Here is a 14999-nt window from a genome sequence, read left to right as displayed (position 1 = left end):
GCCCGCGATTGCGGTGCGTCAGGCAACGAAGGTCCTTCGGCCCTTATCGCGGGCAAGCGCGCTCCTACAGGTTTATTTCGAAACCTTACCCAATACCCGAAGACGGCTCACACCACCATCCGGAAATACATTAAGGCGGATATGGGTGATCGGGCCCAGAGTCTTGATCTGCTCGGCAAACTCATGTTCGGCATGCATGCTCAGTTTCTGGCTGGGCAGCAGTTCGCGCCAGAACAGGCTCTGGGTTTCGATCTGGCTGTCGGTGCCGCCTTTGACGAAGGCGCCTTGAATCGAGCAACTGTCCGGGTAGTTACCCTTGAAGTGCAGCGTGTCGACGATGACTTTTTCCACTTCCCCGGCATGGCCCAGGGCGATGATCACCCAGTCGTTGCCGGGAGTACGGCGACGTGCGGTTTCCCAGCCGTCGCCCATGTTCACGCCACGGCCCGGGTTGAGGATGTTGCTCATGCTGCCGTAATGCTCATCGGAACAGGCCAGTGCACGGCCGCCGTTGAGGGCCGATACCAGATCGAGCTGTTCGTTTTCGCCTACCGCCGACCAGTCGCGGAACGGCACACCGTAGACCCTCAGTCGAGCGATGCCGCCATCCGGGTAGATGTTGAAGCGCAGATGGCTGAATGCCTGACCGTCATTGATTGCGTGGTAGTGGTGACTGTCGCCGTTGAGTTCCACTGCCGAAAGGATCTCGGTCCATTGAGTGTTCTCGTCCGGTTCGCCCGAGGTCAGGAAGCAAGCTTCCAGCGATGCCGAAGGCGGGTAGTTGCCGGTGAAGTAAGAAGTGTCGATATCCACACCCTTGATCGAGCCGGGCACACCCAGGCGGATGACCGCGCTGTCGTAACCTTCGAAGCGCTTGCGACGCGACTCCCAGCCGTCCATCCACTTGCCGTTATCGTCGAACACGCCTTCCTTCCAGACCGCCGGTGTCGGCTGGAACAGGCGGTTGGCGTCGGCGAACCAGTCATCGGTCACGGAGATGATTCTGGTGCCCAGGCGCGCATCGGCCAGGTTGACGAACTTCTCGAAGGGCGCAGCGTAAGCTTTCATTCTTTTTGTCTACCTTTTGTCTTTGCCGGTAAGAGGGCGGTTAGAGGGCTTGCAAGCGAAACAGGGCAATCTTGTTGATCTCGGCCAGGGCGCAGGCAAACTCTGCGTCGGCCGGATTATGAATGCGGGTTTCGAAGGCGGCGAGTATCTGGTGCCGATTGCTGCCTTTGACCGCCATGATGAACGGGAAGGCGAAGCGGGTTTTGTAGGCGTCGTTGAGTTCGGTGAACCGCTGAAACTCTTCAGGCGTGCACTGATGGATACCCGCCCCAGCCTGTTCGTTGCTGCTGGCTTCGGTCAATTGCCCTTGCACCGCAGCTTTGCCAGCGAGGTCCGGGTGGGCGTTGATCAGCGCCAGTTGCCGGGCATGATCGGCATTCAGCAGGATCTTGCTCATCCGAGCATGGAGGATGTAGAGATCGTCCAGCTCGGGACCTGTCCCCTCATCGTAAGCCGCAGCGGCGACCCATGGTGAGTGCTCGTAGATGTCGGCGAAGGTCGAGATGAACTCATCCCGGCTCAACGTCGAAGGTTGCAACGATACAAAACGGGTCATTTCGACGGCTCCGGCTGATACGGATGTTCGGCGTGCCAATGCCGTGCGATGTCGACGCGGCGGGTGAACCAGACCTGCTCATGGCTTTTCGCGTATTCGATAAACCGCTTCAAGGCGGCTAGCCGCGCCGGGCGGCCGATCAACCGGCAATGAAGGCCGATGGAGAGCATTTTCGGCGCCCCGCTGCCTTCGGCATAAAGCACATCGAACGCGTCCTTGAGGTACTGGAAAAACTGCTCGCCGTTGTTGAAGCCCTGGACCTGGGTGAAGCGCATGTCATTAGTGTCCAGGGTGTAGGGAATCACCAGATGCGCCTTGCCGGTGGGATTGTGCGGCTCCCAGTAGGGCAGGTCGTCGTCGTAGGTATCGCAGTCGTAGAGAAAGCCGCCTTCTTCCATCACCAGACGCCGGGTGTTCGGCCCGGTGCGGCCGGTGTACCAGCCCAGCGGGCGTTCGCCGGTGATTTCGGTGAGGATGCGAATGGCCTTGAGCATGTGCTCGCGTTCCTTGGCCTCGTCCATGTACTGGTAATCGATCCAGCGATAGCCGTGGCTGCAGATTTCGTGACCATCGGCGATCATGGCGCGGATCACATCGGGATGGCGCTGCGCCGCCATGGCCACGGCGAAGATAGTCAACGGGATATCGAACTGCTTGAACAGTTTCAGAATGCGCCACACACCGGCACGACTGCCGTATTCGTAGAGCGATTCCATGCTCATGTTACGCTCGCCCTGCAATGGCTGCGCCGAGACCATTTCCGACAGGAAGGCTTCGGACTCCTTGTCGCCATGCAGGATATTGCGCTCGCCGCCCTCTTCGTAATTGAGCACGAACGACAAGGCAATGCGCGCATTGCCAGGCCAGTGTGGATGGGGCGGGTTGCTGCCATAACCGATGAGGTCTCGAGGATAGTCAGCGCTCAAAGCAGTCGTCCTTAAATTCGGGTTAACCATGCGAAGCAAAGATTGTATACAAAATAGGAATTAGATTGTAATGGATGGTTGGCTCGGCATCGCTGTAGATGCTTCTGCAAGAAACTTGCCTGACTGGTCAGCTTATCCGGAAAAACCTTAATTAATTCCGTACTTCCGATGAAATCGGGTACAGCCGGTAGGTAAACCATCATCTGTCGTTATGGGTAGTTTTTATTGTGTACAGATTTTCTTAAAAGTGTATTAATTCTGCATCATTCAGTCGCTCGCCAGCACTCCAATGGTGCGACTGCGCACACCTGACATTCAAAGCGGGGCACTGATCGGCAATGGGAAAACTGACTACGCATGTTCTGGACGCCGCGCACGGCTGCCCTGGCAACGCCATCAAGATCGAGTTGTATCAGGTTGAGGGTCAAACCCTGCGCTTGCTTGCCAATGCAGTGACCAACAGCGATGGCCGTTGCGATGCGCCGCTGTTGCAAGGGGAAGATTACCGCTCCGGTGTATATCAATTGCAGTTTCACGTCGGTGACTACTACCGGGCGCGGGGTACATCATTGGCTGAGCCAGCATTTCTCGACGTGGTTGTGCTGCGTTTCGGGATTGATGCCGGTCAGGACCACTATCACGTGCCGCTGCTGGTTTCGCCCTATAGCTACTCGACCTATCGCGGCAGTTGACGATTTTTTGTCAGCAATAGCTATGTAGTCACTTCGCCGGTCGCCGATTCGGGAAGCTCCAGAGACTTTGATCAATGGAGCAAGACCCCTGTGAATGATTCGACAACCCCGGCTCACCGGATTGCCTGGACGGGCCTGGCGCGTGACCTGATAGCTTTCGACAGCCTGCCTGAAAACTTCCCCGAAAGTCTTAATCAGCAACGCATTGCCGATCACCTGCAACGCATCCTCAATCACGTGGGCGAGGCGTGTGAGCAGGTCGATGCGTTGTCCGCCTATCAGACGTGGCGCGCACGATTTCATGCTGCTGGCGAGGCAATGCGCATGCTGCTTGCGAAGCCCCTCGACAGCGAAGCCTTGCTGGCGCTGAAACCACAACTGGTCGCACAGCGGCAGGCAGCGTTATTGGCGCAGGCTCAGCTACAGATCTGCGAAGGGACGCTTAATGCGGCGGATCTGCAGCGACTCCAGTATGCGCTGGGGCTTGCCGATGAGCCTGACGACGACGTGCTGCATCTGGATGTCGGGGTTGGTGATCAGGATGATCCCACAGTGTTCAGCGGTGCCATGATCGTCACCACTGAGCAGGCGCTGAAGACCCCTTCACTTGTCGAGCCCGCCTTACTGTACGTACCGGGTGAAGAGGGCGGCCTGCAGAAGTTCGAATCGTTGCAGGGGCTCAAGGATCGACTGGCTTTTACCCTGAGCGCGGGGGAAGAAACCACGCTGTGGCAGCATGTCAGCGCGACTCAACGAGCCGCAGCCATGGCAGCGCCGATCACATTCGTGACCCGGGTGATCACCATGAAGCCGATTCAGTATGGGATTCATACCCAGCTGCAGGCGCTTGAGGTTCCGTGTCCGCAGCCCGATTCCTGTAGGAGCGCGCTTGCCCGCGATAGCGTTGAATCAGACGATGAATTTTTGCCTGAAGCACCGCCATCGCGGGCAAGCGCGCTCCTACAGTTCGACAGTGGTGTCCGAGTGGGCAATCTGGGCGTAGCGCTTGATGAGACCCGCGAGCGGGCTATCAGCCTGATTTCCGAGCAGCAGCGCACCGCCGAACTGGTGCCGCAATTGCCCATCTGGTTGCTCAATGCCTCCCTCGAAACCCGTCAGGAATACGCAAGCCGACTGGCCGAATTCCACAGTGCCGCCGCCCGGCTGGAGTCGCATCTGGCGGCGCAACTTCCGACCTTCGAAGGCTTCACTGCTCAGCAACTGAATGCTCGTATCAAACAGGACTTGGGAGTGGACATAGACGCCGATCAACTGATCGTCGATCTGCCGAAAAGCGTCCATCGTCAGGTTGATATCGATCCGCAGTATGGCAGCCCGCTGCACCACAAACCTTGGAAAGCCAGCGAGGCCAGGGTGCAATCGAGCCTGTCCGAGCTGGCCCGGCAGAACTTCGACGCCAGCGATGAAAATACCGTTGCCAGGCTGGGCATGCTCAAGCTCACCTATCCAGCATCGTCTCAACCGGCAGATTTACAGGGCGTTACCGGTGACTATCTGCTCAAGATCATTCCCGAGCTGGATATCGCCGGTCAGTATCGCAGCCAGCTGCGCTCGGTGTTTCGCCTGCGTTCACCGGCATCGGCCAGCGATGCCGCGCTGATGATCAAGCCCTATGAGCTGCAAATCATCCTCGATGGTTTCTGCGCTCGACAGCGCAAGATGTTGAGCGAGGCTGGCTCTGCGCTGCTGACTCAGGCCGCGCAGGCGAGATCCACGGCCGAGTTGAGCGGTGCCGGTGTTTACATCAGTCGTCTGGTATTCAAGCCAGGCCAGGCGCTGACCGGCGAACGCAGCAGTCGAACCTTGCAAGGGATAAGCGTCATCGAGCACCCGGCGAGCGGCAAGGTGCTGATGTACCTGCCGCAGGTGCCGGACGGTGAATGCGTGATTGAGGCCGACAGTGTGCAAGACGCTCTTGAGCGACTGATCAGTAGCTTGTTGCGCTTCCCCGCGCGGGTTGCCTGGCTGGCGTCCTGCGTTGAAAACAAAAATGAACAACAGTCTGCGGTGAGCTATATCCACGAAGCACTCAGGCGTGGATTCGATGGCTTTATCGGCGTTGAGCCCGCGCTGGATCTGTTGATCAGCGAGCAGCAACTGCATGTGCGCGAGGACCTGCTGTTCGAACAGTCCCGAGCCGTAGCGCGAAGTAATCACGACCTGAAAGGGGAAAACAATCAGCGGCGCGATCGGTTGTATCTGCTGTTCTTCAGATGCGTGGTCTCGTTCGTGCCCGGCCTGGGCGTGTTGTTCAGCGTGCAAGACGGCTGGAGCGACGGTCATGGTGCAAGCAAGGCCTTTGCTGCGGGTAAGCTTGATGAAGGGCTGGTGCTGGCGGGTAGCACGCTGCTTTCGGTGGTCGACGTGCTGCTTTCGGCGATCCCCGGAGTTAGCACCGCGAGCGCCCTGGCGGTGGCTGCCCGGCGAGCGACCCGCCTGCGACAACTGGGGAGCCTGGGGCGCGCATTACCCTCAATGTCCGGGCGTTCCAGAATCAGAAATTTCGTCGGTTACGAGGCTGACGTCTCGTTGTCAGGTGCGCTGGCCCAGAGTGGAAATGACGCGGGCACCTGGCTGAAAAACGGCGAGTTGTTCATCCATCAACAGGGCTCGGCTTACCGGGTATACCGTCGGCCGGGGGAGCAGACTTTGCGCCTGAAAAAAACCGCCGCACATGGTTATGAGCCGCCAGTGCGTCAGGTTGCCGGGGAATGGGTTTACCACAGCGATGTCGGCCTCAAGGGCGGCGGGCGCTCGATGATTGCTGAAATATTACTGGTTGAAGCGCATGCCAGCCCCACCTTTCAGCGCAGGCAGGCGCGAGAGCTGCTGGATCAGTTCGACTTTCCCGGCGACCAGCAGCAACGCATGGAGCTGCTGATAGCCGAGCATTACCGTAAAACCAAAACGCTGCCTGCCTGGGCCGAACAATACCGACGTCCGCCAGCAACCCAGACCCAGACCGCGCCTGTATCGGCAAAACGCAAGGAGCCTGACTCAGCGCAGGTCGATCCGGACCGTCGCCCGCCGCAACCCATGGCAGGATCTTCCCGGAACGCGGCCAGCGCTGATGCCTGGAAGGCATGGGAAAAGCAGGTGGACAATTTGGCGTTGCTGGATCAGGTCAGCATCAACCCGCCGATTTACCGGCTCGACTTCACCCACGATTACGATGTGATCCGCATCGACCAGAGGTTTTACGAAATACTGCCGGCTGGCGGCCAGCGCAGGACCAATACTGCTTTCATTCGCAACCCTGCCAGCCATTCGCAGTCCCGTAACTTTGCCGAACTCAGCGAAGTGATCCGGCGCAACCCTTACGATCAGCCATTGATGGCCAGATATCAGCCGGCAACCGGCAAATGGGCAGTGGAAGGACCACTGTTCAACCGCAAAATCGAGACCTACATCGCTGAGGGACGTCCTGGATTTACCGACACCACGAATCTGGTGCTGGCGCATAAGCTGTTCGAGATGGCCGACCCGTCGACGTCGGCCATGACTGCAACCCGCATGATCAACCTCAAAGCCACCCTCAATGCCTGGCGTACCGGTGAAACGGTGCCGCTGGCGCAATTGAACGATCCGCTATTGATGCTCAATAAGGCGCATCCGACCAATCAGGCCGATAATCGGTTGCACTGGAGCATAGGTAACGAAAGCGCACTGGACAGCTTTGAACGCCTGGATTTCGCCACCAACAACCCGGTGACCGTGGAATGGCTGATCAGATCGGTGTCCGAGGCCAGGCTGCCGGGCGGGATCCAGAGCCTCAGGGGGGTAATGGCTGATGTCTTGACGCGCAACGGCTACGAAATCATCCATGACCAGCTGGCGGTCGGTGGTCGTGAGTTCATGGCGTTTCGTCGTGCGGGGCAGGAAGAGGTCTACCTGCTTTATCTTCGTCGTTCCACGACGGGGAGTATTGCGACGCCGCCCAGGGGGGCGTTCCGTGACCCTCTGGATGGCGACGGTATGGTCGAACCCTTGATCCGCATCTACGCCGCAGAATCCATTTCCCAGACCCTGGAGCAAGCCCGGCAGCAAGGTAAAGTGATCAAATTGTTGGGCGGGACCAATGTCACCAGCCAGTCGGCGCGTGGCACACAGGTATTTGTCCTCCGCCTGCCGGATGACATTTCGATGAGCAGCCGCTGATTACGCTGTACTTAACGACGTTGCGGCACCTGCCAGGTGCCGCAACAGCCTGTGTACAATACGCAGACTTTTTATCGCCGACTGCCCACGAGCGCTCATGAACGAACCTCTGCCAACCCTCAAAAAACTGCCGCGCACCGGCAAAACGGTGCGCAGCGGTACCCAGGACGATATGGTTTACGCGCATATCTTCGAAGCGATTCTGGAGCAGCGGCTGGCACCTGGTACCAAGTTGAGCGAGGAGGCACTGGGCGAAATCTTCGGCGTCAGTCGCACGATCATTCGGCGTGCACTGTCACGTCTCGGCCATGAAGGCGTGGTGTTGTTGCGGCCCAATCGCGGCGCGGTGGTGGCAAGCCCGAGTGTCGAGGAAGCACGTCAGGTGTTCTTCGCCCGTCGGCTGGTGGAGAAAGCCATCACCGAGCTGGCCGTCGAGCATGCCAGCGCCGAACAATTGGCCGGCTTGCGGCAGATGGTCAGCGACGAGCGTGACAGCTTTGCCCGAGGGGATCGGGGTGCCGGTATTCGCTTGTCCGGGGAGTTTCATTTGCAGTTGGCAGTGGCGGCAAAAAACGCGCCGCTGATCAGCTTCCAGCGCAGTCTGGTGTCCCAGACCTCGCTGATCATTGCTCAATATGAAAGCGGCAACCGGTCGCACTGTTCCTATGACGAACACAACCGCCTGATCGACGCCATCGAAGCTCGGGATGCAACGCTCGCGGTAGAGCTGATGATGCATCACATGGACCACATCGACAGCAAACTCAACCTCGACGAAGACAACGCCTCGGACGACTTGCATGCCGTGTTTTCGCATTTGATGTTGGGCAAGAAAAAGTAGATCCAAGGCTTCGCAAACCTATGGAAGAAACTGCGATCTCCTGTGGGAGCGGTGCTTGCCCGCGATAAACGATGACGCGGTATATCTGTAATACCGAGGCGCCTATATCGCGGGCAAGCACCGCTCCCACAGGAGTAATCTCAATATTGGCGCGACGACGTGGGACCGGCTTTAGCCGGGAAGAGGCGAGTACATCCACTTGATATTCATCGTCTGAAATGCCGCCTTCCCGGCTAAAGCGGAACGCCGCCCGGCCGCTCCCACGTCGTCACATCCGCTTGCGAGCAAACATAGAATCTCCCACAGGGGTTCTGCGCAAGATTTGGTTATCTGCTATGAACCAGATTCCCCGCCGAATAGGTCTCCTGCACCACCCGATCATCCCCCAGGGTCATCAGCACAAACAGGGTTTCGGCGATGTCTTTGGACTGCTTCAAGCGATAAGACAGCAGCGGCGTAGCGTTGTAGTCCAGGACCAGGAAGTCGGCTTCATTGCCGAGCTGCAAACTGCCGATCCGATCATCCAGGCGCAAGGCCCGTGCGCCGCCCAATGTGGCCAGGTACAAGGATTTGAACGGGCTGAGTTTCGCGCCCTGCATTTGCATCACTTTGTAGGCTTCGTTCAGGGTTTGCAGAATCGAGAAGCTGGTGCCGCCACCTACATCCGTACCGACCCCGACATTGACCTTGTGCTTCTCGGCCATGGGCAGATTGAACAAGCCGCTACCCAGAAACAGGTTGGACGTCGGGCAGAACGCAATCGCTGAGCCGGTCTCCGCCAGACGGGCGCACTCGTCATCACAGAGGTGCACGCCATGGGCGAATACCGAACGTTCGCCCAGCAGTTTGAAGTGGTCGTACACATCCAGATAGCCGCTACGCTCCGGGAACAGCGCCTTGACCCACTGCACTTCTTCGACGTTTTCACTGATATGGGTCTGCATGTACAGATCGGGATATTCGCTGAGCAACTGCCCGGCCAGGGTCAATTGTTCCGGGGTACTGGTCGGCGCAAATCTTGGTGTGACCGCGTAGTGCAAACGGCCCTTGCCATGCCAGCGCTCGATCAACGCTTTGCTGTCGGTGTAGCCTGACTCGGCGGTGTCGGTGAGGTAGTCCGGCGCATTGCGATCCATCATCACTTTGCCGGCGATCATCCGCAGGTTGAGCTGTTCTGCCGCCTGGAAAAATGCCTCGACGGACTCCTTGTGCACACTGCCGAACACCAGTGCAGTGGTGGTGCCGTTGCGCAGCAGTTCCTTGAGAAAAATATCCGCCACCTCGGCCGAGTGCGCCGGGTCAGCAAACTGCTTTTCACAGGGGAAGGTGTAGGTGTTAAGCCAATCCAGCAAGCGCTCGCCATAGGAACCGACCATGCCGGTCTGGGGCAGATGGATATGGGTATCGATAAAGCCGGGGGTGATCAGCGCGTCTGTGTACTCAGTGAGTTCGACATCGGCGCCAAGGGTTGGCAGCAGTTCGCTCGCGTGGCCGATGGCGACAATCTTGCCGTCTTCGACCTGCATCAGGCCGTCGGCGAAATACGCATAAGACGCCTCGACACCAACTTCAGCCGGGTCGGCGATGCTGTGCAGAATGGCGGCGCGGTAGGCCTTTTTACTCGGGGTCATATAGCTCTCGTCAAACAAAACACAAAATCTGAGTTGGAATACTTATTTCGTGGGACCGGCTTTAGCCGGGAAGATGCAGGCACAGGCACTGCATCTACTTCGCCTGAACGGCCGCCTTCCCGGCTAAAGCCGGTCCCACGAATTGCGCTCGACTGCGCCGAGACACCGGCTGCAGCCTGGCAACAGGTTCGGCCCCAGCGCTGTGCTGGCCGAAGTTGGCGTTGTAGGTGGCGATGACTTCGGCAGCGATGGAGACGGCAATCTCGATGGGCAATTTGCCTTTGACTTCACTCAGGCCCATTGGGCAACGCATGCGATGCAGCAGCGCCGGATCGAAGCCGCGATCCCGCAGCCGATGTTCGAACTTGACCCGTTTGCTCTTTGAGCCGATCAGCCCGAAATAGGCGAAGTCGCCGCGCTTGAGAATGGCAGCGGTCAGTTCCAGATCCAGCTGATGATTGTGGGTCATGACGATGCAGTAGCTTCCCTTGGGCAATTGATCGACTTCATCCAGAGGGTCTTCAGCGACGATCTGCCTTACGCCGTCAGGGATCTGCGCCGGAAATTCCTGTTCCCGTGAATCAATCCAGCGCACCCGGCAGGGCAGGCTGGCCAGCAACGGCGCCAGCGCCCGGCCAACATGTCCGGCGCCAAATACGGCGATCTGTGCTTGCGGCTGACCCATGGGTTCGAACAGCAGCACATTCACCCCGCCGCAACATTGGCCCAGGCTTGCGCCGAGGCTGAAGCGTTCCAGGCGCGTGTGCCGGCTACGGCTGGCGAGCATTTCCCGGGCGATTTCCATGGCCTTGTATTCCAGATGCCCGCCACCGATGGTGTCGAAAATCCGCTCGGCGCTGACCACCATCTTCGAACCGGCATTGCGCGGAGTCGAGCCGAGCTCTTCGATGATGGTCACCAATACACAGGCTTCGCCCTGGGCTTGAAGGTCGGCGAGGGCGCTGATCCAGTTGTTCATGTTGAGCACTCCTCAAACCCGTGGGAGGTTATTTGTTTGCCAGCAAGTACTGACGTGGGACCGGCTTCAGCCGGGAATGCTGCATTACTCACGCTATATATCCAGCGAATGTACCGACCTCTTCCCGGCTAAAGCCGGTCCCACGGGTTCGCTCACGGTCTTCCTCATCTGCTCACACCCCCACAACACCTTTTCCGGCGTCGCCGGTGCATCGATCCTCGGCTGATGACGATAGTCAGCCAGGCTCGCTACGGCATCCTTGATCGCGCACCACGCCGAGATACCGAGCATGAACGGCGGCTCGCCAACGGCCTTGGAGTGGAACACCGTGTCTTCCGGGTTCTTGCGGTTTTCCACCAGCTTGACCCGCAGATCCAGCGGCATGTCGGCGACGGCCGGAATCTTGTAGCCCGCCGGGCCGTTGGTCATCAGTTTGCCTTTGTCATTCCACACCAGCTCTTCGGTGGTCAGCCAGCCCAGGCCCTGAATGAAGCCGCCCTCGACCTGGCCGATATCAATAGCCGGATTCAAAGAGGCGCCGACGTCATGGAGGATGTCGGTGCGCAGCATCTTGTATTCGCCGGTCAGGGTATCGACGATCACTTCACTGCAGGCTGCGCCAAAGGCGAAGTAATAGAACGGCCGACCACGAGCCTGGCTGCGGTCATAGAAAATCTTCGGCGTTTTGTAATAACCGGTGCTGGACAGCGACACCTGGCCCATCCATGCCAATTGCGCCAAGGACTCGAACGAAACGATCTGCTCGCCAGCGCGAATATGGCCGTTGCGAAACTCGACGTCGTGCTCGTCAACCTTGAAATGCTTCGCTGCGAATTCAGTCAGCCGCTGTTTAAGCGTTTCGGCCGCGTTCTGCGCCGCCTTGCCATTGAGGTCCGTGCCGCTGGAGGCTGCGGTCGGCGAAGTGTTGGGCACTTTGTCGGTATTGGTCGCCGTGATCTGAATGCGATCAATGTCCACCTGGAAGACTTCGGCCACCACCTGCGCGACTTTCACGTTCAGACCCTGGCCCATTTCGGTGCCGCCATGGTTCAGATGGATGCTGCCGTCGGTGTAGATGTGGATCAGTGCGCCAGCCTGATTGAGGAAGCTGGCGGTAAAGGAAATGCCGAATTTGACCGGGGCCAGAGCCAGGCCTTTTTTCAGGATCGGGCTGCTGGCATTGAACGCGCGAATCGCTTCCCGACGCTCGGCGTACTGACTGGTTTGCTCCAGTTCGGCGGTCATTTCTTCGAGCATGTTGTGCTCGACGGTCTGGTAGTAATGGGTGACGTTGCGCTCGGTCTTGCCGTAGTAGTTGGCCTTGCGCACGGCCAGTGGATCCTTGCCGAGGTAGCGGGCAATGCAGTCCATGACTTCTTCGATGGCGACCATACCTTGCGGGCCGCCGAAACCGCGATAGGCGGTGTTGGACGCCGTGTTGGTCTTGCAGCGATGACCATTGATCGTGGCGTCGCCCAGGTAATACGAGTTGTCGGCGTGGAACATTGCCCGGTCGACGATGGACGCGGACAAGTCTGGCGAATAGCCGCAATTACCCGCCAGATCCAGCTGAATGCCGTGCAGCCTGCCATCGCTGTCGAAGCCCACGTCGTACTCGATATAGAACGGGTGACGCTTGCCGGTCATCAGCATGTCTTCGACCCGTGGCAAGCGCATTTTTGTAGGCTGCCCGGTAAGTCGCGCGATTACTGCGCAAAGGCAGGCCGGACTCGCCGCCTGGGTTTCCTTGCCGCCAAAACCACCACCCATGCGGCGCATATCGACCACGATTTTGGCCATGGACACGTCCAGCACTTCAGCGACCAGCTTCTGTACTTCCGTGGGGTTCTGGGTCGAACAGTAGACGATCATGCCGCCGTCCTCGGTGGGCATCACCGAGGAAATCTGCGTCTCCAGATAGAAATGTTCCTGACCACCAATGTGCAGGTTGCCTTGAAAACGGTGCTCGGCGGTTTCCAGCGCAGTGGCTGAGTCACCCCGCTGATGAGTGTGGCTGTCGAGCACGAAATGCCTGGCGCGCAGGGCCTGAACCACATCCAGTACCGGCTCCAGGTCTTCGTATTCGATTACCGCCGCCATGGCCGCCTGGCGGGCAATCTCCAGGCTGCGGGCCGCAACGGCGATCACTGGCTGACCGACGAATTCCACCTTGTCGATTGCCAGCAACGGATCACCGGGCAGCAGCGGGCCAATGTCTTTCAGACCGGGAATGTCTTCATGGGTGATTGCAATGCGCACGCCGTCAAAGGCGTAGCAGGGGGCGGTGTCGACGCTGATGATTCGCGCATGGGCGCGGTCCGACAACCGTGCATAAACATGCAGTTGATTGGGGAATTCCAGCCGATCATCGATATAAACCGCTTCGCCGGACACGTGTTTATCGGCGCTGTCGTGCTTGACGCTGCGGCCGACGCCGGTGGTCAGGTCCTGCTGAAACAGGGCGACCATCTCGGCCTGGGATTTGGGTGCCGTATGGTTAGACATAAGCCGTTACCCGCGTCTGGAGGTGGGGCGTTTGCAGCTCGATGAAGTATTTGCGCAACAGATTCTGCGCACTGAGCAGGCGATATTCCTTGCTGGCGCGGAAGTCCGACAGTGGGGTGAAATCGTCGGCCAGGGCGGCGCAGGCGTCTTCCACCGTTTCGGCTGTAAAGGGCGAGCCGATCAGCGCCTGCTCGCAGGCGCTGGCGCGTTTGGGAATCGCTGCCATGCCGCCGAAGGCCACCCGCGCATCGACAATGCTGCCGTCTTCGATCCGCAGATTGAATGCCGCACAGACTGCCGAGATGTCGTCGTCGAGTCGCTTCGACACCTTATAGGCGCGGAACGCTCGTCCAGCCGTGGCTTTGGGCACGATGATGGTTTCGATAAATTCGCTTTCCTGGCGTGCCGTCACCCGGTAATCGATGAAGAAGTCTTCCAGCGCCAAGGTGCGGCGGGTGTCGCCTTTGCGCAGCACAATCTGCGCACCCAGAGCGATCAGCAGCGGCGGCGAGTCACCGATGGGCGAAGCGTTGCCGATATTGCCGCCCAGAGTGCCCTGATTGCGAATCTGCAACGAGGCGAAGCGCTGCAGCAGCGCGCCGAAGTCCGGGTATTCATTGTTCAAGGAGGCATAGCAATCGGTCAGCGGTGTGGCTGCACCGATTTCCAGACGGTCTTCAAAATGCTCGATACGTTTGAGCTCGGCGACATTGCCCACGTAAATCATCACTGGCAGCGGACGATGGAACTGGGTGACTTCCAGGGCCAGATCAGTGCCGCCCGCCAATAAACGTGCCTGAGGGTTAGCTTCGTAGAGGTTCGCCAGGTCGGCCACGGTCTGCGGCACCAGGCAGCGCATGTGGCCATTGTTTAGCTCAGGAGTGTTCAGCTCGCCGGTCTGTGTCGGCGCAATACTGCGCAGGCGGTCGACGGTCTGCGCGTGACGCTGGTCGAACTGGTCGGGCTGGCGCTCGCTGCAGGATTGCGCGGCAGCTTGCAGAATCGGCCGATAACCGGTGCAGCGGCAGAGATTGCCAGCCAGCGCCTCGTGAGCTTGATGGCTGTCCGCGTCTGTACTGTTCTTTTGCAGCGCAAACAGCGACATGACAAAGCCGGGGGTGCAGAAACCGCATTGCGAACCGTGGCAATCCACCATGGCCTGCTGAACGCTGTGCAGCTTGCCTTGGTGTTTGAGGTCTTCGACGCTGATCAGCTGTTTGCCGTGCAGGGACGCCACAAACGTCAGGCAGGAATTGAGACTGCGATATCGCAAGCTTTCCTGACCGTGTTGATCGGTCTCCAGTTCACCGACTACCACCGTGCAGGCGCCGCAATCACCGCTGGCACAGCCTTCTTTGGTGCCGGGCTTGTGCAGATGCTCGCGCAGGTAATTCAGGACCGTGAGATTGGGGTCCAGAGCGTGCTCGGTGCGCAGCTCGTTATTTAACAGAAATTGAATCACGGCAGATCCCCGGCGCGTTTCTGGCATTAGAACAGCTGTCGACAATGGCTCGAATCTATCAGCTCTGAAACATCGGTCAACGTCTTTCTGACTTCTTGGTCAGGAAATAAACTCATCACAACCTTGCCACTCAACGGCTGTGTAATGAACTGATACGACC

At 58.8% G+C, this 14999-nt stretch carries 10 protein-coding genes; 3 read left to right on the top strand and 7 right to left on the bottom strand.

Annotation, left to right across the window (positions count from 1 at the left end; all coding sequences use genetic code 11):
* Positions 1 to 72 precede the first annotated feature (72 nt).
* From alc to puuE, 3 genes are read right to left on the bottom strand one after another with little or no spacing between them, the layout of a single operon-like run.
* Positions 73 to 1068 carry an allantoicase gene (gene alc, locus IV01_RS13575; RefSeq protein ID WP_032628424.1) on the bottom strand — a complete coding sequence of 332 codons (996 nt, stop codon included), beginning with the start codon at positions 1066 to 1068 and terminating at the stop codon, positions 73 to 75.
* A gap of 40 nt (positions 1069 to 1108) precedes the next feature.
* On the bottom strand, positions 1109 to 1624 hold the full coding sequence (gene uraD / locus IV01_RS13580) for a 2-oxo-4-hydroxy-4-carboxy-5-ureidoimidazoline decarboxylase (protein ID WP_032628423.1): 516 nt from the start codon (positions 1622 to 1624) through the stop codon (positions 1109 to 1111).
* Positions 1621 to 2550, bottom strand: a complete 930-nt coding sequence (puuE, locus tag IV01_RS13585; protein WP_032628421.1) for an allantoinase PuuE — start codon at positions 2548 to 2550, stop codon at positions 1621 to 1623. The genes uraD and puuE overlap by 4 nt, the downstream gene beginning before the upstream one ends.
* A 338-nt stretch (positions 2551 to 2888) precedes the next feature.
* Between puuE and uraH the strand changes: the two genes are divergently transcribed.
* From uraH to IV01_RS13600, 3 genes are all read left to right on the top strand, one after another.
* A complete protein-coding gene (uraH, locus tag IV01_RS13590; RefSeq protein WP_032628420.1) occupies positions 2889 to 3242 on the top strand; it encodes a hydroxyisourate hydrolase in 354 nt (117 codons plus the stop codon).
* Between the two features lie 90 nt (positions 3243 to 3332).
* Positions 3333 to 7421 carry a dermonecrotic toxin domain-containing protein gene (locus IV01_RS13595; RefSeq protein WP_032628419.1) on the top strand — a complete coding sequence of 1363 codons (4089 nt, stop codon included), beginning with the start codon at positions 3333 to 3335 and terminating at the stop codon, positions 7419 to 7421.
* 97 nt (positions 7422 to 7518) lie between these two features.
* Positions 7519 to 8262 (top strand): GntR family transcriptional regulator, encoded by a 744-nt coding sequence (locus tag IV01_RS13600; protein ID WP_032628417.1) that lies wholly within the window; start codon positions 7519 to 7521, stop codon positions 8260 to 8262.
* 326 nt (positions 8263 to 8588) lie between these two features.
* Here the strand turns inward: IV01_RS13600 and guaD are convergent, their stop codons facing one another.
* From guaD to xdhA, 4 genes are all read right to left on the bottom strand, one after another.
* Entirely contained in the window at positions 8589 to 9893 is a 1305-nt protein-coding gene (guaD, locus tag IV01_RS13605; protein WP_032628415.1) for a guanine deaminase, read from the bottom strand.
* Positions 9894 to 9987: 94 nt separating this feature from the next.
* Positions 9988 to 10872: a xanthine dehydrogenase accessory protein XdhC gene (gene xdhC, locus IV01_RS0125025; protein ID WP_050507498.1), complete on the bottom strand. Its 885-nt coding sequence runs from the start codon at positions 10870 to 10872 to the stop codon at positions 9988 to 9990.
* A gap of 93 nt (positions 10873 to 10965) precedes the next feature.
* Positions 10966 to 13377, bottom strand: coding sequence for a xanthine dehydrogenase molybdopterin binding subunit (gene xdhB / locus IV01_RS0125020; RefSeq protein WP_229636118.1), 2412 nt, complete (start codon positions 13375 to 13377; stop codon positions 10966 to 10968).
* Positions 13370 to 14839, bottom strand: coding sequence for a xanthine dehydrogenase small subunit (gene xdhA / locus IV01_RS13610; protein ID WP_032628432.1), 1470 nt, complete (start codon positions 14837 to 14839; stop codon positions 13370 to 13372). The genes xdhB and xdhA overlap by 8 nt, the downstream gene beginning before the upstream one ends.
* Between the last annotated feature and the right edge of the window lie 160 nt (positions 14840 to 14999).

Origin of the sequence: Pseudomonas syringae (assembly GCF_000737245.1) — a bacterium.
Taxonomy (GTDB): Bacteria; Pseudomonadota; Gammaproteobacteria; order Pseudomonadales; family Pseudomonadaceae; genus Aquipseudomonas; species Aquipseudomonas syringae_J.
The sequence above is the reverse complement of the archived record's forward strand: the minus strand, read 5'-3'. Positions and strand labels throughout refer to the sequence as shown.